This is a genomic window from Shewanella sp. Isolate11 (assembly GCF_022398315.1).
In the GTDB taxonomy this organism is placed as follows: domain Bacteria; phylum Pseudomonadota; class Gammaproteobacteria; order Enterobacterales; family Shewanellaceae; genus Shewanella.
In genome coordinates this window covers 87,071-107,408 of sequence record NZ_JAKEVF010000007.1, presented here as the reverse complement: position 1 = coordinate 107,408, position 20,338 = coordinate 87,071, and the positions used below count along the sequence as shown (strand labels likewise).

Here is a 20,338-nt window from a genome sequence, read left to right as displayed (position 1 = left end):
TTCGATATCTTATAGGTATTGTCTAATCGTCACTTTTTTTAATTAATTCATACATTAATGTATATAGAGAAGGACTGCGAAATGTCTGAACATATGCTACAAGACTTAGATCCGTTAGAGACCCAAGAGTGGGTAGATTCGCTGCAAGCGGTATTGGAACAGGAAGGTCCTGAACGTGCCCATTATCTTTTAGAGAAGCTGATTGATAAGGCTCGCCGTAACGGTACTCATTTGCCTTACAAAGCTACCACGGCTTATTTAAACACGATTCCTGCTGGTCAAGAGCCACATATGCCTGGCAACCAAGAGATGGAGCGTCGTATTCGCGCTATCGTTCGTTGGAATGCTTTGGCTATGGTATTGCGTGGATCTAAAAAAGATCTTGAGCTGGGTGGCCATATTTCAAGTTTCGCCTCTAGTGCGACGATTTATGATGTGTGTTTTAACCACTTCTTCCGCGGTCCAAATGAAAAAGATGGCGGTGACTTAGTTTATTTCCAAGGCCATATTGCTCCAGGTATCTATTCACGTTCTTTCCTTGAAGGCCGTATTACCGAAGATCAAATGAGCAACTTCCGTCAGGAAGTCGATGGTAAAGGTTTATCTTCTTACCCACACCCTAAGCTGATGCCGGATTACTGGCAGTTCCCAACGGTTTCTATGGGTTTGGGTCCAATCCAAGCTATTTACCAAGCACGTTTCCTTAAGTATCTGACTGACCGTGGTTTGAAAGATTGTTCAGAACAAACCGTTTACTGTTTCCTCGGTGATGGTGAGTGTGATGAGCCAGAAACCTTAGGTGCTATCGGTCTTGCTGCACGTGAAGAGCTAGATAACCTCGTGTTTATCGTGAACTGTAACCTACAGCGTCTTGATGGCCCTGTACGTGGTAACGGTAAGATCATCCAAGAGCTTGAAGGCGAATTCCGCGGCGCAGGCTGGGAAGCGGTTAAAGTGATTTGGGGTCGTTACTGGGATCCATTATTGGCACGTGATACTAGCGGTAAGCTACTGCAGTTGATGGAAGAAACCGTTGATGGTGAATACCAAAACTGTAAAGCCAAAGGTGGCGCTTATACTCGTGAGCACTTCTTCGGTAAATACCCAGAAACTGCCGAAATGGTGGCTAACATGTCAGATGATGATATCTGGCGTCTAAACCGTGGTGGCCACGATCCGGTTAAGATTTTTGCGGCGCTTCAGCACGCGAAAAACACTAAAGGTCGTCCAACGGTTATTCTAGCTAAAACCGTTAAAGGTTATGGTCTTGGTGATGCGGGTGAAGGTAAAAACATCGCTCACAACGTGAAGAAGATGGATATCAGCGCGGTACGTTATTTCCGTGACCGTTTCAATATCCCGATCCCTGATGACAAGCTGGAAGAGATCCCATTCTATCATCCTGGTCCAGATTCAGAAGAGGTTAAATACCTTAAAGCACGCCGTGCAGAGCTACATGGCGCAATGCCAGCTCGTCGCGAGAAGTTTTCTGAAGATCTTGAAGTCCCTTCATTGAAGATTTTCGATGCGGTATTAAAAGGCTCAAATGGCCGTGAAATTTCAAGCACAATGGCGTTCGTGCGTATTCTTACTGCGCTATTAAAAGACAAGAAGATTGGCAAAAACATCGTGCCAATCATTCCTGATGAAGCGCGTACCTTTGGTATGGAAGGCTTGTTCCGTCAAGTGGGTATTTACGCTCACGAAGGCCAAAAATATGTGCCTCAGGATTCTGATCAAGTGGCCTATTATCGTGAAGATAAGACAGGTCAGGTATTGCAAGAAGGCATTAACGAACTTGGTGCTATGTCATCTTGGGTATCGGCGGCAACCAGTTACTCTGTTAACGATATGCCAATGATTCCATTCTATATCTACTACTCTATGTTTGGTTTCCAACGTATTGGTGATATGGCGTGGGCTGCCGGTGATATGCGTGCACGTGGCTTCATGGTTGGTGGTACTTCTGGTCGTACAACCCTGAACGGTGAAGGTCTACAGCACCAAGACGGTCACAGCCATATTTTGGCTAACACGATTCCAAACTGTATCTCTTATGACCCAACTTACGGTTATGAAATTGCCGTTGTGGTTCAAGATGGTATCCGTCGTATGTATGGCGAAAACCAAGAAGATATCTTCTATTACTTGACCACAATGAACGAAAACTATGTTCAGCCAGAAATGCCAGAAGGTGCCGAAGAAGGTATCGTTAAGGGTATTTACAAGCTTGAATCAGTTTCAGGCAGCGGCAAAGGTAAGGTACAGCTAATGGGCTGTGGCACCATCCTTGAGCAAGTACGTAAAGCGGCGCAAGCCTTGGCGAAAGATTTCGGTATTTCTTCAGATGTGTTCAGTGTGACCAGCTTTAACGAGCTAACTCGCGACGGCCAAGCGGCTGAGCGTTACAACATGCTGCATCCAACTGAAACACCTAAGCAAGCGTATGTTAGCCAAGTGATTTCTAGTGAGTCACCCGCCATTGTAGCAACAGACTACATGAAGCTTTACGGTGAGCAGCTACGTGCTTATATCCCAACCGATTACAAAGTCTTGGGTACTGACGGTTTCGGTCGCAGTGATAGCCGTGAAAACTTACGCCACCACTTCGAAGTGGATGCTAAGTTCATCGTTATCGCCTCACTAAAATCACTCGTGGATCGTAACGAGTTGCCAGTTGAAGTGTTGACCAAAGCGATTGCTGAATATGGTATCGACACTGACAAGATCAACCCACAGTTCGCGTAAGGGGATAGATAATGGCTGAATTAAAAGAAGTTTTAGTCCCCGATATTGGTGGGGATGAAGTACAAGTTATCGAGATTTGCGTTGCAGTTGGCGACAAGCTTGAAGCTGAAGAGTCGATCATCACAGTTGAAAGTGATAAGGCGACCATGGATATTCCTGCGCCTTTCGCCGGTACGCTAGCAGAGCTAAAAGTAGCAGTGGGAGATACAGTTTCTCAAGGCTCTCTGATCGCAATGATGAGTGCTGGTGAAGCACAAGCCGATGCTCCAGCTGCAGCGACCGTTGCGCCAGAGCCAGCCAAAGCAGAACCAGCGCCAGCAGCACCTGCTGCGGCACCTGAAGCTGCACCAGCAGTTAGCGGCTCACAAGTGGTTGAAGTGACAGTGCCAGATATTGGCGATGCTGCTGATGTGGATGTGATTGAAGTGTTGGTTGCCGTGGGTGACAGTATCGATGTCGATACCGGTTTGATCACGCTAGAAACTGACAAAGCCACCATGGAGGTGCCTGCACCTTCAGCGGGTGTGGTTAAAGCGCTTAACGTTGCCGTGGGCGACAAAGTGTCTCAAGGTTCATTAGTGCTGATGTTAGAAATCAGTGGTGGTGAAGCTGCTCCAGCTGCGAGTGCGCCAGCGCCAGAAGCGGCTCCTGCTGCGCCAGCGGCTGCAAGCATTGAAGTGAAAGAGATTGCCGTCCCCGATATTGGCGATGCTGCTGATGTGGATGTGATTGAAGTGCTGGTTGCTGCGGGTGATGTTATCGAAGCCGACCAAGGCTTGATCACCCTAGAAACTGACAAAGCCACCATGGAAGTGCCAGCACCGTTTGCCGGTAAACTGATTTCTGTGACCGTTAATGTGGGTGACAAGGTGTCTCAAGGCAGTGTCATTGCAACGATTGAAACTCAATCGAGTGCACCTGCAGCTCCGGTTGCGGCTCCTGCTGCCCCAGCGCCTGCCGCGCCGAGTGCGCCTGCTGCTCAAACTGCCGCAGCTAATAAGCCGCCTGTACCGCATCACCCAAGTGCAGGCAATCAGCCAAAAACAGGTGCAGTACATGCTTCACCTGCGGTTCGTCGCTTAGCGCGTGAGTTTGGTGCTGACCTGACTCTTGTGACGGGTAGTGGCCGTAAGGGACGTATTCTTAAAGAAGACGTTCAGGCTTATATCAAGTATGAACTGAGCCGTCCAAAAGCCTCTGCAGCAACTGCGGTTGCTGGTGGCGCTGGTGGCCTGAATGTGATTGCTGCACCTAAGGTCGATTTTGCGAAATTTGGTGAAGTGGAAGAAGTGCCATTAAGCCGTATTCAGAAGATTTCAGGTCCAAACTTACATCGTAACTGGGTGACGATTCCTCATGTCACCCAATTCGATGAAGCCGATATCACAGAGCTTGAAAACTTCCGTAAGCAGCAAAATGAGCTGGCCGCGAAGCAGAAAACCGGTATTAAGATCACGCCATTAGTGTTCATGATGAAAGCGGTTGCTAAAACATTGCAACAGTTCCCCGTGTTCAACTCAAGTTTGAGTGCTGACGGTGAATCATTAATTAAGAAGAAGTACTACCATATCGGTGTTGCGGTTGATACGCCAAATGGTCTAGTGGTACCTGTGGTTCGTGATGTCGATAAGAAAGGCATCCTTGAACTGTCAGCCGAATTGATGGAAATTTCAGTGAAAGCCCGTGACGGCAAGCTAAAGTCTGCCGACATGCAAGGTAGTTGTTTCACCATTTCTAGCCTAGGTGGCATTGGTGGTACGGCATTTACACCGATTGTGAACTATCCTGATGTAGCCATTCTGGGTGTATCTAAGTCTGAAATTAAACCTAAGTGGAATGGTAAAGATTTCGAGCCTAAGTTAATGTTGCCGCTTTCTTTATCATACGATCACCGCGTTATCGATGGCGCTATGGCGGCACGCTTCAGCGTGACACTGTCAAGTATGCTGTCCGATATCCGCACACTTATTTTGTAATGATAAAGGCTACTCAACACGAGTAGCCTTTTGTTTAATTTGTTGACAGGTTAAAATGCGGCCACCTTACAAGAACAGACGTTCAAAAGCTGGCGTGATTTAACGTTGGGACAAGGTTCTGTCCAACGGAATGAGAACGAATAGAGGAAAACATGAGTAACGAAATCAAAACTCAGGTAGTGGTATTAGGTGCAGGTCCTGCGGGCTATTCGGCGGCTTTCCGTGCTGCCGATCTCGGTTTAGATACTGTGATCGTTGAGCGCTTTAGTACGCTAGGTGGTGTATGTCTAAACGTGGGTTGTATCCCATCGAAGGCACTATTACACGTATCGAAAGTGATTGAAGAAGCCAAAGCTGTTGCCAGCCATGGTGTTGTTTTTGGTGAGCCTCAAATCGACTTAGATAAACTACGTGATTACAAACAAAGCGTCATCGCTCAGTTGACTGGCGGTTTAGGCGGCATGTCTAAAATGCGTAAAGTTGACGTAGTTAATGGCCTAGGTAAGTTTACTGGCCCTAACACGCTTGAAGTGGCTGGCGAAGATGGCGTTAAGGTTGTTCACTTCGAACAAGCGATTATCGCTGCGGGTTCTCGTCCAATCCAGTTACCTTTTATTCCTCATGAAGATCCACGCATTTGGGATTCGACCGATGCGCTAGAGCTGAAAGAAGTACCGGGTAAACTATTGGTTATGGGCGGTGGTATCATAGGCCTAGAGATGGGTACTGTGTACTCTTCACTCGGTAGTGAGATCGACGTGGTTGAGATGTTTGACCAAGTTATCCCTGCAGCCGATAAAGATATCGTTCGCGTTTACACTAAGAAGATCAAGAAGAAGTTTAATCTTATTCTTGAAACCAAAGTGACCGCAGTTGAAGCGAAAGAAGATGGTATCTACGTTTCAATGGAAGGTAAAAAAGCGCCAAGCGAACCCGTTCGTTATGACGCTGTATTGGTTGCTATTGGCCGTACACCAAATGGTAAGTCAATCGATGCCGATAAAGCGGGCGTGAAGATTGATGAGCGTGGCTTTATCAATGTTGATAAGCAGATGCGTACCAATGTACCGCATATTTACGCTATCGGTGACATCGTTGGTCAACCTATGTTGGCTCATAAAGGTGTGCATGAAGGTCACGTGGCTGCTGAAGTGATTGCCGGTATGAAGCATTACTTCGATCCAAAAGTGATCCCATCGATTGCTTACACAGATCCAGAAGTGGCTTGGGTTGGTCTAACTGAGAAAGAAGCAAAAGAGCAAGGCATTGCTTATGAAACAGCGACTTTCCCATGGGCTGCAAGCGGTCGTGCTATCGCATCAGATTGCTCTGACGGTATGACTAAGCTTATTTTCGATAAAGAAACTCACCGCGTGATCGGTGGTGCCATTGTGGGTGTTAATGGTGGTGAGCTATTGGGTGAAATCGGTCTAGCGATTGAGATGGGTTGTGATGCTGAAGATTTAGCATTAACCATTCACGCACACCCAACCTTACATGAGTCAGTAGGCTTAGCGGCTGAAATTTATGAAGGTTCTATCACTGATTTGCCAAACCCAAAGGCAAAAAAGAAAAAGTAATCGTCATTAGATGATTAATCTTGTTGAGCTTTCTGACTAAAATGTCATTTGAAGCTCAGCAGACCAGAGAAAAGCGCTCATTGAGCGCTTTTTTTATGCGCATAATTTCTATATTGTATTAAACCAGAGCTCGGAAGTAAGCAGAGCGCCTTGAATATGCGCAAAAATCTGTGCATTCAGTTATAAAATTGATTTTCTGTTCAAATTAATCAGTTATTGCATTGATTTAGTTTGATAAATTTAGAATTTTCGACACTCGTTATTCCAGGTTCTAGTTATTAACAATGCCGTGCGAGTTATGTGTTTTATCTTGGTGTGGTTCAAAATAAATCGAGGTGTTATTGGAAAATACCCTTTGCTGCAAAATGAGTAGATTAAAGAGTTTGTTTATTTATGGGTGATCGCTACGGCCTACGCTTCATTGCTTGCTGTGCACTGCTTGTCGCTATGACCATGCCTGTGTCGGCGACTGACTTAGTGCAACGAGTCTTTAGCGCCAGAGATGGGTTAGGCAATGCAACCGTCAACGATATTAGCTTCGATGAGTATGGATATACTTGGCTGTCCACTGAAGCGGGTTTGTATCGGATTAGTGACACCAATGCCAGACGTATCGACAGTAATGGTAAAAATATTCGCTTGTCTGATGAAGTGATCTCCTTTACCACCCCGCTAAGCAAGACCCATTTATTAGTCAGTAGTTACACAAATACCTATCTATATAATTTACTCACTGACGAATTTGTTCAATTTGGCAGTGGCCACCTTTTTCCTAACTTCAAAAGAAATGGCTTGCATGCCATGACTCGACAAAATGATGGCAGTTATATTTTGCTCGATTATAGCGGCAAGCTATATCACTTCGATTATGCAGCCTCATCGCTAACACTCATTACGCAATTACCTCAAAATCCCGATCAACCATGGTCAGTGCTGGCTAAAGTGGGCAATGACCAACTGATTGTCGGCAATCGGCGTGAACTGCAATTACGCGACAGCTTGGGCATGCTAAGGGCCGTTTTCCCTTGGGATGAATCGCTGGGGTTAATTAAAAACCTGTTTGAAGATAGTGCTGGCCGACTATGGTTGAGTTCGAGTCGCGGTTTATATCGCGTTTATCCTGATGAGGTGAAGGTAGAAAAAGTGCCAGAAATGGCATTTTACATCACTAAAATGGCGCAAGATAAGCTGGGTAACCTATGGTTGTCGAGCCGAGAAGACTTGCTCAAATGGAACCCAGATACCCATCTATTTAAGCGCTTCAGGGATGAACTAAAGCGCGCGGCTGACTTAGATTATGTTTACGATATTGGTGTCGACGATAACAATTTAATTTGGGTAGGCGGCTCTGGTGATGGCTTGGCTGTGTTGGCGGATGAACCCGAATTTGTGCTTGATAACTTCACCCATAAACTTCCTTATCAATTAGAGGGGGAGATGGTGTGGGGGATTTATAGTGAACAAGATCGCCTTTGGTTAGGTGTGGACAAAGGCTTAATTGATGTTGATCGTCGCAACAAAAGCAGCAAATTGATTTTGCCTGAGGGCATGGAGGTCAATGACAGTGTTTACAGCCTGCTACCGTTAGATGATAAACACCTGTTATTAGGAACCACCAACGGCTTATATGTGTACTATCGCGAACAGCAGACTGCTGAACGTTTTTCTCATTGGAGTGGCGGTAAATCATCTCTTGAGAATAAGATGGTCTACTTTAATTATCCCGACCCTTTGCTGACCCAACGTATATGGTTTGTTTCGGCGACAGGTGTGTTTTATTGGGACAAAAATACCTTAGAGCCTGTTGAGGTGCCGGTTAAAAGTGTCGGTGGCAGCGTGAGGAAAACGGCGATCCGTTCAATCTTCCGTGACACGACTGGAAGATTGTGGCTCGGTGGGGATAATGCTTTTGGCTATCTTGACGAAAACCAGGTGTTTTATTCTCGCAACGATATCTTCGCCGATGCCAATATTTCCGTCGATGTCAGTTATATCAAAGAGGTTGAGCCTGGTGTGTTATGGCTAGGCACCTCACCTAAAGGCTTAGTCGAATATCATCCCAAGTCAGGCAAGGTACAAATGTTGTCGCAAAAATGGCAACTCGATTGTAGTTCGGTCTATTTTGTCGAGCAGTCTCCACGTTACCGTGTTGTGGGCTGCGCCACCTCGTTAGTCAGACAAGATCTCAACAGTGGCGAAGTCAAAGTCTTTAAGAAACAAGATGGCTTGATAAGCGATGAGCTCAATGACGGTGCGGCGTATTATGAGCCTAATGTCGGGCTATATGTGGGCAGCCCTGATGGTGTCGCACTTTTAGATGTGGCAAAACTGACTAACCGCTTAGCGAATAACAGTGTGATGTTGGAGTCTGTGTCGGCTTATTACCAAGATAAGACCAATGTGGCCCTGAATCCGGTCGCCAATATGGTGATTGAGCCCGGTGTCAGAATGATCAGTTTTCAGCTGACTAGCCAAGACTATCTTACCGATACCCCGCTGCAGTTACAGTATCGGCTGCATCGTAAGAACAACACCACCAAAGCCAATTATTTGCAGCTAAATGGCCAATCACAGGTGAATGTGACGGGTTTATCTGCAGGGCAATATACCTTAGATATATTAAGCGAACATAACGGCTTGTGGTCGAAGCGGCCTTATTCTTACTCCTTTATTGTGGAGGATTACTGGTGGAATCATGGCTGGTTTAAGGCACTGTTATTGGTGTCTTTATTATTGGGCGGCTTGACTTTTTTCTGGCTTAGGCAGCAGCAAATTGATGCATTTAAGCGGGTTAATCATGCCTTGCAAGATAGTGAAGAACGATTACGTCAGTCATTGCGAGGTAGCGATTCCAAATTATGGGAATGGCATAGAAACACTGGCCTTTTCAGTTTAGAGAGTAAAGCACCTGACTCACCAACGGCTGAAGGTTCGGTGATGGTGACTCACAAAGGCTTCCCTATTCATGAAGATGATAATGATGGGGTGATGTTGGCTTGGCAGCGAGTGCTCGATAAACATGATGAGCGCTTCGACGTGGAATATCGTTATCGTCGTAAAGATGATACTTGGGGATGGAATCGAGTCCGTGGACGACCTGTCGAATTTGATCCCTCCAGCGGTTTAGTTAATAAAGTGGCTGGGATCTACACTGATATTACCGCCCAAAGACAACTTGAAGACGATGTTAAGCTGTTGGCTCAGGCGTTTGCTAATACCTCTGAAGGGGTGTTGATTCTCGATGCAGATGAGAGAATTAAAGTGTCTAACAAGGCGGCGCAATCCATTTTTGAGATGAGTGCCGAAGAGTTGAGTGAGCGTGAGTTTTCAGACCTGGTGCATCACAGTAAAGAGCGCAGTGATGATATCCATTTGATGCTGGATCAAAAACGGACTTGGACTGGCGAGCATGAATTTTATGCCAGTAATGATACGATTTGTCCTGTGTGGTTGAATCTATCGACCATGAATGATGAACGCGGCATGATTTCTCACTATGTGGCGGTTTTCTCCGATATCACAGAACGTAAACGCACCGAAGCCGATTTACGTCGTCTGGCGAATTATGATGTGTTAACCGGCTTGCCCAATCGTTCATCGTTTTCTCAGCGATTGGCTAAGACGATTGAACATTCCAATCCCGATAAAGATAAGTTAGCCCTGCTGTTCCTCGACTTAGATCGTTTTAAAAACGTCAATGACTCCTATGGCCACAGCATGGGAGATGCACTACTGGTTGAGGCATCCAACCGACTACAATCCAGTGTTGGTGAACAACATACCTTGTGCCGCTTTGGCGGTGATGAGTTTGTTATCTTATTAGGCAATCAAGGCGATATCGACGAGATTAACCACCTTTGTGAAGCGATCATTCAACAAATTGAAAAGCCATTTAAGCTGTTTGGCCGAGAGTTTTTTATCTCCACCAGTATTGGGGTCAGTCTGTGGCCCGATGATGCGTTACAGCCAGAGAGTTTAATTAAAAATGCTGACCAGGCGATGTATTACGCTAAAGATATCGGTCGTGGCAATTTCCAATATTTCTCTGCCGAACGTAATGTCGAAGCCTTGTACCACTTGAAACTGGAAGCCGATTTACGTAAAGCCATCGAGCGAGAGGAGTTTGAACTTTATTTCCAGCCACAAATTGACACTTTAAATGATGATCGAGTCGTGGGAGTCGAAGCCTTGCTGCGTTGGTGTCATCCGAAAGAGGGCTATATTCCGGCGGATATTTTTATCAAGGTGGCCGAGTCTTGTGGCTTAATTATCGATATTGACCGTTGGGTGCTAAAACAAGCTTGTATACAAGGCGCACAATGGGCGAAACAGCTGGATTATACATTCAAGTTATCGGTAAACGTTTCGGCGGTGCAATTTAGGCAACCGGGCTTTATCCAATATGTGAAACAATTGCTGGACTCGACGGGAATGTCACCACAGGGATTGGGGTTAGAGATAACCGAAGGCGTGCTGATGAAAGAGCTGCATATTGCCAAGAGTCATTTGAAGGCATTGCGTGAATTAGGCATTAGGGTCGCCATTGATGATTTTGGTACCGGTTATTCTTCATTGGCATATCTTCGCAGCTTCGATGTCAGCACTTTAAAAATCGATCGCTCCTTTCTTATCGATATCGCCAATAACGAGGCCGACCAAGCGATCGTGAGCAGTATTATCGAACTCGCCCGTAACCTGAAATTGAAAGTGGTTGCCGAAGGGGTTGAAACCCAAGAGCAACTTGAACAGGTGCTAGGCCGAGGCTGTTATGTGATCCAAGGTTATTATTTTTCTAAACCCATGGCGGTTGAAGATTTTGAAAACTTCTTGTCTCATAAGGTCTCTGAAACTTTATAAGTAATTATTTTTGCGTGAAAAGCTGACATATTGGTTAAACGAAAACTTTGCTAGAATGTAGACTCCTTATTACAACAACGTAAATCCTGATCCCTATATGAAACGTTTTTTTGTGCTGTGCCTGTGTTGGAGTTATATGGTTGCCGTTTCTGCAGCCGAAGTTCGCCCCAAGGTGGGTTTGGCACTCAGTGGTGGTGGCGCTAAGGGTGCTGCTCATATCGCAGTGCTTAAAGCGCTGGAAGAAAATCATATTCCTGTGGATTATATCGCGGGTACCAGTATCGGTGCCTTTGTCGCGGGCATGTATGCCTTGGGTTACAGTGCTAGCGAAATTGAAACCATTATGATGGGGGCAGATTGGGACTCAGGTTATTACGATACCATTCCGCGGGCCTCTTTAAGTTACCGAGATAAACAGCAGCGCGACAGATTTAATATTCCTATTAATGTTGGTTACAGTGACAATGAAATGAAAACCCCATCGGGTTTGTTACGTGGGCAAACCATGTCATTGTTGCTACAAAACTCTACCGATCTCGTCCACCGTTATGAACATTTCGACCAGTTAGCCATTCCTTATCGCGCAGTAGCCACCGATCTTGAAACCAGCAAAGCCGTGGTGATGAGCCGGGGGAGTTTAGTCGAAGCTATGCAAGCATCGGCGACAGTGCCAGGTGCGTTGCAACCTGCAGAATATGAAGGCAAGCTGGTGGTCGATGGCGGTATTGCCAACAATATGCCCGTAGATATCGTTAAAGAGATGGGTGCCGATATTGTTATTGCGGTGGATATTGGTTCGTCATTAGTACCGCGGGAGCAGTTACAAAGCACGGTAGCCGTATTGAATCAGTTATCGACCATGTTGACTAATGCCAGTACCGAACGACAAAAGCTGCTATTGACTGATACCGATATCTTGATTCGTCCCGATGTAGGAGAAATGAGTACCACAGATTTTAGTGTGATGCCTGAGGCTTATCGTTTGGGCGAAGAAGCTACCCTAGCACAAATTGATAAATTAAAGACATTGTCATTAGTACCAGAGGCTTACGCTGCCTATCAGGCTCATAAAACCGCGGTCAGCCTAGCCTGGAAGGCTAACGTTGATAAACCCGTGGTCGAGATCCGCTTTAAAAATAATTCTAAAGTCAGTGCGACCCTGCTGCGTGAAACCTTGGGTATTAAAGAAGGTGAGGTGGTGGATAAGGCGACCTTAGAGCAGGGGATAAACAATGTCTATGCACTGGATAAGTTTGAGCGAGTTAATGCCGAATTTATCGATACCGATGAAGGTCGGGTACTCGTCTTAGATACTCAGGCTAAGTCTTGGGGCCCGAACTATTTTCAATTGGGCTTTAGCTGGGAAGATAACTTTAGCTTAGATTCATACGTGGCTTTGGATGTGGCGTATGTGATGACTGACTTGACTCAATATGGTGGTGAGTGGCGTAACGCGATACGACTCGGATTTGAAAAACTCTTATCCTCTGAGTTTTATCTTCCGTTAGATCCAGACCAACGCTTTTTTGCCCGCACTGAGCTTTCATATTCCAACAAGGATTGGCCGCTGTATTCTAATAATGTGCGAGTATTGAATTTAGATCAGACCAATTATCGTGCCGATTTAGGGATTGGCATGAACTATATCAAAGAGGGTGTGATTGAGGTGGGGGTTACCACCGAGCGAGGGGATTTGGAAAATGCCATTTTCACCGAAAACCTCGATTATTCCTCTTATGGTGCTTATCTAAAATTTGGCTTCGATAATTTAGACAGCATTAACTTCCCCACTTCGGGTAACCGCATCACTTTAGACTTTTATTACCGTAAGGATCAAAACCCCAGTACCAGTGGTAAACAGGAACCGGGTACCTCATTACAGGTTGAGGCTAACTGGCGTGGAGCTTTGAGTTTCAAAAATCACGCTTTCGTGGGCATGGCTTCACTGGCCACAGTCGATGATGAGCCTGAGTTGAGCGTACATGTGGCGGAACTTGGTGGTTTCCTTAACTTATCGGGCTACCATAAAAAATCTTTGGTGGGGCCGCACAAGGTGTTTGGTGCGTTCATTTATCAATATGATCTTGGTCGCGATATGCTCGGCATGACAGATTACCCGCTATATTTAGGCACAAGTTTCGAGGCGGGGAATATCTGGATGAGCCGGGAAGAGGTTAATTTAGGCGATCTTATTTATGGTGGTAGCGTCTATTTTGGTACCGATACTTCCGTCGGTCCGGCCGCATTAGGTTTTGGTTGGGCTGATGATGGCGAGAAGTCGATCTTCCTCTTCTTAGGTAAGAATTGGTAGTTCGTTAAAGGTTTTAATTGAGATGGGTGTTGTTATCTATCGCTATGAAGTTTGGGTCAATTGCTAACAAACTTGATGAAAGGCTATCGAAATTGTTAACAGAGCTCAAAAGGTAACAGATGGTTACAAAATGAAGCTACATTCAGCCTAAGTTGGCTGTTAATGTGTTTGCCATTGTTTAAGTTGCTGTAAAGCCGCGAATGATAACAAAATCCACCGGGGGAAACATGAAAAGAGTAAGTCAATTAGCCTTTGCTATCGCTTTAGGGCTGGGCATGACAGCGTGTAGCAATGAGCCTACCGCAACAGAAAGTGTGCAAAGTGTAAAAGTATCGGGTGTTGAAAAAGCCAATTTCGATCCGGCCGTTCGTTTTCAGGACGATCTGTATTACAGCGTAAATGGTCACTGGTTAGCTAACACACCTATTCCAGCTGATAAATCGAATTACGGTGCATTTTCGGTTCTGTATGAACACAGCCAAAATGAGCTAAAGAAAATCATCGAAGCCGCTGCGGCGAAAAAAGATAAAGTGGCTGGCAGTAGCGAACAAAAAGTCGGTGATTTTTATGTCAGTTACATGGATACCGACACCATTGAAAAATTGGGTGTGACTCCGCTGAATGGGATGTTGGCCAATATTGCCAGCGCTAAAACCCATGACGATATTGCTGGTCTAATGGGCTCATTATTAACCAGTGGTTCAGGTATTCCATTGGGCTTTTATGTTAATAACGATGCCAAAAATTCGACCCAATATGCGGTCTATGTCAATCAGTCTGGCTTAACTCTGCCTGATCGTGATTACTACCTCAAAGATGATGCAAAATTTGTAGCCAACCGTGAAGCGCTTAACAAGTACGTTATCGATTTAATGACCGAAGCGGGATATGGCGAGCCACAACGTGCAGCGAAAAGCGTTGCCGATATCGAGCACTTCATCGCAGAAAGTCAGTGGAGTCGAGTTGAGACTCGCGATGCGAACAAGCGTTACAACAAGATGTCATTGGCCGATGTTGAAACACTCACAGGTGATTTTGATTTTGCTCGCTTCATCGAAACCACAGGTTTGAAGGGTAAAACTGATGATGTGATCATCGGTCAGCCTTCGTATTTTGAGAAGTTTGGTGCGCAGTTTAATCAAATTCCGGTGACGGCATGGCAAGATTATTTAGCCTTCCATTTGGTGGATAACTTCGCCACTGTATTGAGCAAAAACTTTGTCGATCTGAACTTTGCCTTCCACGATAAAACCCTCAAAGGGATCCAAGAGCAGAAGCCTCGTTGGAAGCGTGCAGTGGATTCAGCCGATGTGGTAATGGGCGAGTTAGTGGGTAAAGAGTACGTGAAGGAAAACTTTACCCCAGAAGCGAAAGCCCGTATGGAAGCCATGATTCAAAACCTGATTAAAGGCTTTGAAGTGAGTATTAACCAGCTTGAGTGGATGACGCCAGAAACCAAAGTCGCGGCTCAGGAAAAACTGTCTAAGTTCACTTATAAGATTGGTTATCCAGATAAATGGAAAGACTACTCAGAACTTGAAATCTCGGCAGACGATTTAGTGGGTAACTTCTTAAGTTACGCTAAATTTGCTTACTCAGATATGATCAACAAATTAGGTCAACCGATAGATCGCACCGAGTGGCACATGACACCGCAAACGATTAACGCTTATTACAATCCAGTAATGAATGAAATCGTGTTCCCTGCAGCGATTCTACAGCCACCTTTTTTCAATATGGAAGCCGATGATGCGGTTAACTATGGCGGCATCGGTGCTGTGATCGGCCATGAGATTAGTCACGGTTTCGATGACCAAGGGGCGAAATATGATGGTGACGGTAACCTACGTAACTGGTGGTCTGATAAAGACCGTGAAGAGTTCCAGAAACGCGGTAAGCAGTTGTCTGCACAGTACAGCGGTTTCGAAGCTCTACCAGGTAAGTTCGTTAATGGTGATCTGACCTTGGGTGAAAACATCGGTGACTTAGGTGGTTTAACCGTAGCTCAGCTGTCATACAAAATGAGCCTCAACGGTAAAGAAGCACCGATTATCGATGGTCTTACTGGCGATCAACGCTTCTTCATTGGTTGGTCACAAGTGTGGCGTCGTAATTATCGCGATGAAGAGTTGGCTCGTCGTCTAATGACAGATCCACATTCACCAAGCCATTTCCGTGCTATGGGTACTCCGCAAAATGTTGAAGCTTTCTATAAAGCCTTCGATGTTAAAGCTGGCGATGAGATGTACTTAGCACCAGATGACCGCGTTAAAATCTGGTAATAGCATTAACTAAATTGCTTAGTGATTAAATTTAAAGCCCATCATTTGATGGGCTTTTTCATATCAGATTTCTATTTAACCTGAGTTCGGGATAAGCTGAGCACCTTGATTGGCTTGTTAAATTTAGATTTTCGACACTCGTTATCCTGAGTTCAGGTTATTTATAAAGCAGTTAATGAATCTTAAATTGATAAGCCAAATCTATAGCACTTGTTTAAGGTAATCTGCTAATTGTTCAAGTGAGTCGAGCTGTTGATGAGCTGCCGCCCATTTTGCTTGGTTCGCCTCATGCATGGCTGGGATCACCACGGTATGCATGTTGGCCGCCCTAGCTGCAATCAGACCATTAAAAGAATCTTCGATGGCGAGGCAACGCTCAGGAGCAACCCCTAAGGCATTAGCACAATTGAGATAAACCTCTGGATGTGGCTTGCCCCAAGTGAGGGCTTCGGCACTGCAGAAAGCATCGAAATACTCGGCCAAATTCAGTCGTTGCATCACGGCGTCAATCAATCGCGTTGAAGATGAGGTCGCCAAACCCACTTTAAGCCCGAGCGATTTGCAGGCTGTCAGGGCATCGATGACTCCCGTCATCGCCTCGCCATCAGCTAAAATATCCGCTATCACTTGATCAATAATGGCATTGGCGGTGGCCCGATTATCATAATGATCCCAAGGTTGACGCTGATACCAATACTCAACCACCTGATCGATACGCAGTCCGGTGGTTTTCAACGTGTCTTCGAGGCTGATGTTTAAGCCCAATTGACCAAACACTTTAAGCTCGGCAGTTTGCCAATTGGGTTCTGAGTCGATTAATACGCCGTCCATATCGAAGATGACGGCCGATAGACCTGCTTTGCTCATTTTAAATCCTACTGCTGATGGCAAATATCGATGGAAATATTACGTGCATTGGTAGCCGATAGCGAAACTTTAGATAGATTTTTTTAGATTAATTTAATCGATAAAGGAATCGATAACTGTGTTTAGTTTATTTGATGGTATTTCTTGAAATCATTATTAATCATTGAGTTATAACTCATTTCAAACTATTGTCTAATGTCATTTGTTTAATCGCTAAGGTAAATTTCCATCCGCCCTTGAGAATACTTGGAATTTCTCACTTCTAAGAGTGTGATCTGATTCATACTTTTGTAAAGCTGTAGTATAATGCGCCCGGAAATACGGGTTGAGCCTGCTTGACTGTTAGCTTCATTATTGAAGACGTGCAGTTTCGCTGTTAGAACGCCAAACTAAGAGGAATGTTGCCGTGCTAGAAGCATATCGTAAACACGTCGAAGAACGTGCTGCAGAGGGCGTAGTCCCTAAGCCACTAGATGCCCATCAAGTGGCCGAATTAATCGAATTAGTAAAAAATCCTCCAGCGGGTGAAGAGCAATTTGTGCTCGATCTGTTGGAAAACCGAATTCCCCCAGGTGTTGATGAAGCTGCATATGTAAAAGCTGGCTTCTTAGATGCGCTTGCTAAAGGCGAAGTGACGTCTCCAATTCTTTCTTCAGAGCGCGCCGTTGAACTGCTAGGTACTATGCAGGGTGGTTACAATATCGAACCACTTATCGCTCAATTAGATGACAAAGCACAAGCTCCATTAGCGGCTAAAGCCTTATCTAACACCTTGTTGATGTTTGATGCTTACCACGATGTGGTTGAGAAGATGCAAGCGGGTAACAACTTTGCGAAGCAAGTGGTTGAGTCTTGGGCTAATGCGGAGTGGTTCCTAAACCGTCCTAAACTGGCTGAGAAAGTGACTCTGACTGTATTCAAGGTGACCGGTGAGACTAACACCGATGACTTGTCTCCAGCGCCAGATGCTTGGTCTCGTCCAGATATTCCATTGCATGCACTCGCTATGCTGAAAAATGCTCGTGACGGTATCGTTCCTGATGAAGCGGGTGTTAAAGGTCCAATCGAAGAGATTGAAGCATTAAAAGGCAAGGGTCATCCATTAGTTTATGTTGGTGATGTTGTCGGTACCGGTTCTTCACGTAAGTCAGCGACAAACTCAGTATTGTGGTTCATGGGGGATGATATTCCTTATGTCCCTAATAAGCGTGCTGGTGGTTTCTGCTTAGGCGGTAAAATCGCACCTATTTTCTTCAACACTATGGAAGATGCGGGCGCTTTACCGATCGAGCTTGATGTTAGCGAAATGAACATGGGCGATGTTATCGACATCTATCCATATCAAGGTGTCGTTAAGCGTCATGGCACTGACGAAGTGATTTCTGAGTTCAAGCTAAAAACTGCAGTACTTCTTGACGAAGTGCGTGCCGGTGGTCGTATTCCATTGATCATTGGTCGTGGTTTGACTGACCGCGCTCGTGAAACCTTAGGTCTAGCAGCATCAGATGTATTCGTTCGTCCTCAAGACGTTGCCGATTCGGGTAAAGGTTATACCCTTGCTCAGAAGATGGTCGGTAAAGCCTGTGGTGTTGCAGGTGTTCGCCCTGGTCAATACTGTGAACCTAAGATGACTTCAGTTGGTTCGCAAGATACTACCGGCCCTATGACACGTGATGAGCTAAAAGATTTAGCCTGTCTTGGTTTCAGTGCCGATTTGACTATGCAGTCTTTCTGTCACACTGCGGCTTATCCAAAGCCAGTTGACGTGAATACTCACCACACTCTACCTGACTTCATCATGAACCGTGGTGGTGTTTCGCTACGTCCAGGTGACGGTGTTATTCACTCTTGGTTAAACCGTATGCTACTACCGGATACAGTCGGTACTGGTGGTGACTCGCATACTCGCTTCCCAATTGGTATTTCATTCCCTGCAGGCTCTGGTCTGGTGGCTTTCGCAGCCGCAACTGGTGTTATGCCGTTGGATATGCCTGAGTCAGTATTAGTTCGCTTTAAAGGTGAAATGCAGCCAGGTATCACGCTACGTGACCTAGTACATGCAATTCCGCTTAAAGCGATCGAAATGGGTCTGCTTACGGTTGAGAAGAAAGGTAAGATCAACGCTTTCTCTGGCCGCGTGCTTGAAATTGAAGGTTTAGAGCATCTTAAAGTTGAGCAAGCATTTGAATTGTCAGATGCATCTGCTGAGCGTAGTGCTGCAGGTTGTACAATTAAGCTGGATAAAGAGCCGATCATCGAATACCTAAACTCTAACATCGTGATGTTGAAGTGGATGATTGCTGAAGGTTATGGCGACCGTCGTACTATCGAACGTCGTATTACTGCGATGCAAGAGTGGATTGCTAACCCAGAACTAATGTCTGCTGATAACGATGCCGAATATGCTGAAGTGATCGAAATCGATTTGAATGAGATCAAAGAGCCAATTCTGTGTGCACCAAACGATCCAGATGATGCCGTATTACTGTCATCTGTAGCAGAAACCAAGATTGACGAAGTGTTCGTTGGTTCTTGTATGACCAACATTGGTCACTTCCGTGCTACGGGTAAGATGCTAGACAAGTTTGCTAAGACCTTGCCTACGCGTCTATGGATTGCGCCACCAACTAAGATGGACCGTGATCAGTTAACTGAAGAAGGCTACTATGCTATTTTCGGTCGCGTCGGTGCGCGTATCGAGATCCCTGGTTGTTCATTATGTATGGGTAACCAGGCGCGTGTTGCTGAAGGTGCTACAGTGGTATCAACTTCTACCCGTAACTTCCCTAACCGCTTAGGTACAGGTGCTAACGTTTATTTGGCTTCGGCTGAATTGGCAGCCGTTGCCGCACTATTGGGTCGTCTACCAAGTGCACAAGAGTATCAAGATTACGCCAAAGAGTTAGATGCGACGGCAGCGGATACTTATCGCTACCTGAACTTCGATCAACTTGACTCTTATACTCAAAAAGCCGGTGAAGTGATTTTCCAATCAGCGGTTTAACAGTTTAAGTTATTGAATACAAAAGGCCAGCTTGTTAGCTGGCCTTTTTTGTTGGCTATTTTAAATGATGACGCTGTGGCACTAGGCCTAAGTTTTAAGAGTATTTACTGTGAAGGACTTCTAGTAGTTGATCTTCAAGTTGAAAGCGGGTTTCCATTGTATCGCCGAGAGAGGAGAGGTCTTGATCTAATTGATATAACACTTGGTCGTCTTCGGCGCTGGTGTATTTATCATTGAAGTCGAGAGCCAGATCCGTGGTTTCGCTAATCTTAGGCACGATGTTTTGTGCCAGTGCTTGGCTCGATTCGCTATGTTTGGCGCAGTCGTTGACGACTCGGTTATAGACTTCGAAATGACCTTCCGATACATAGTCGACCAGCAGGTCACAAAAATCTTTGATGGACTGAAATGACGGTAGGGATTTGTCGAGTGCTTCGTATGGAGGTAAGCCGGCAATTTGGCAATATTGCACCAACAATTTGCGTCGATTATGGAGCCATTGGTCAATCAGGGTATTCGAGCCTCGCCATTTTTGCTCGGCTCTTTCTAATTGCTTTAGCATGATGTTCCCCATCGAAGTAGTCCTATGACTTCTAATGTAGGTGACAATTGCTGCTTTGATCAACTCTTTTTTAGTCGTAGAAAGACGATAATCGGACAGAGTTTAGCGGTTTGTTTTGTATACAAACTTAGCGATAAACGGATTTATTTTT

9 protein-coding genes are annotated in these 20,338 nt (G+C 45.4%); 7 read left to right on the top strand and 2 right to left on the bottom strand.

Annotated elements, in window-relative coordinates; all coding sequences use genetic code 11:
- The first annotated feature begins 81 nt into the window (after nucleotides 1-81).
- The 6 genes from aceE to L1D21_RS15080 all read left to right on the top strand — a co-directional run bounded on the left by aceE (nucleotide 82) and on the right by L1D21_RS15080 (nucleotide 15,754).
- Nucleotides 82-2,748, top strand: a complete 2,667-nt coding sequence (aceE, locus tag L1D21_RS15105) for a pyruvate dehydrogenase (acetyl-transferring), homodimeric type (protein WP_239846105.1) — start codon at nucleotides 82-84, stop codon at nucleotides 2,746-2,748.
- 11 nt (nucleotides 2,749-2,759) lie between these two features.
- On the top strand, nucleotides 2,760-4,724 hold the full coding sequence (aceF, locus tag L1D21_RS15100; protein WP_239846104.1) for a pyruvate dehydrogenase complex dihydrolipoyllysine-residue acetyltransferase: 1,965 nt from the start codon (nucleotides 2,760-2,762) through the stop codon (nucleotides 4,722-4,724).
- A gap of 152 nt (nucleotides 4,725-4,876) precedes the next feature.
- On the top strand, nucleotides 4,877-6,304 hold the full coding sequence (gene lpdA / locus L1D21_RS15095; RefSeq protein WP_239846103.1) for a dihydrolipoyl dehydrogenase: 1,428 nt from the start codon (nucleotides 4,877-4,879) through the stop codon (nucleotides 6,302-6,304).
- Nucleotides 6,305-6,697: 393 nt separating this feature from the next.
- On the top strand, nucleotides 6,698-11,161 hold the full coding sequence (locus L1D21_RS15090; RefSeq protein WP_239846102.1) for an EAL domain-containing protein: 4,464 nt from the start codon (nucleotides 6,698-6,700) through the stop codon (nucleotides 11,159-11,161).
- A 97-nt stretch (nucleotides 11,162-11,258) separates the two neighbouring features.
- Nucleotides 11,259-13,472, top strand: a complete 2,214-nt coding sequence (locus L1D21_RS15085) for a patatin-like phospholipase family protein (protein WP_239846101.1) — start codon at nucleotides 11,259-11,261, stop codon at nucleotides 13,470-13,472.
- 227 nt (nucleotides 13,473-13,699) lie between these two features.
- On the top strand, nucleotides 13,700-15,754 hold the full coding sequence (locus L1D21_RS15080; RefSeq protein WP_239846100.1) for a M13-type metalloendopeptidase: 2,055 nt from the start codon (nucleotides 13,700-13,702) through the stop codon (nucleotides 15,752-15,754).
- A 201-nt stretch (nucleotides 15,755-15,955) separates the two neighbouring features.
- On the opposite strand, the gene hxpB is transcribed toward L1D21_RS15080, so the two are convergent.
- Entirely contained in the window at nucleotides 15,956-16,621 is a 666-nt protein-coding gene (gene hxpB, locus L1D21_RS15075) for a hexitol phosphatase HxpB (protein ID WP_239846099.1), read from the bottom strand.
- Nucleotides 16,622-17,027: 406 nt separating this feature from the next.
- Between hxpB and acnB the strand changes: the two genes are divergently transcribed.
- On the top strand, nucleotides 17,028-19,625 hold the full coding sequence (gene acnB, locus L1D21_RS15070) for a bifunctional aconitate hydratase 2/2-methylisocitrate dehydratase (protein WP_239846098.1): 2,598 nt from the start codon (nucleotides 17,028-17,030) through the stop codon (nucleotides 19,623-19,625).
- Nucleotides 19,626-19,719: 94 nt separating this feature from the next.
- On the opposite strand, the gene rsd is transcribed toward acnB, so the two are convergent.
- The gene (gene rsd / locus L1D21_RS15065) at nucleotides 19,720-20,187 is read right to left on the bottom strand and encodes a sigma D regulator (RefSeq protein ID WP_239846097.1); all 468 of its coding nucleotides are present in this window, start codon (nucleotides 20,185-20,187) and stop codon (nucleotides 19,720-19,722) included.
- Nucleotides 20,188-20,338: the final 151 nt, after the last annotated feature.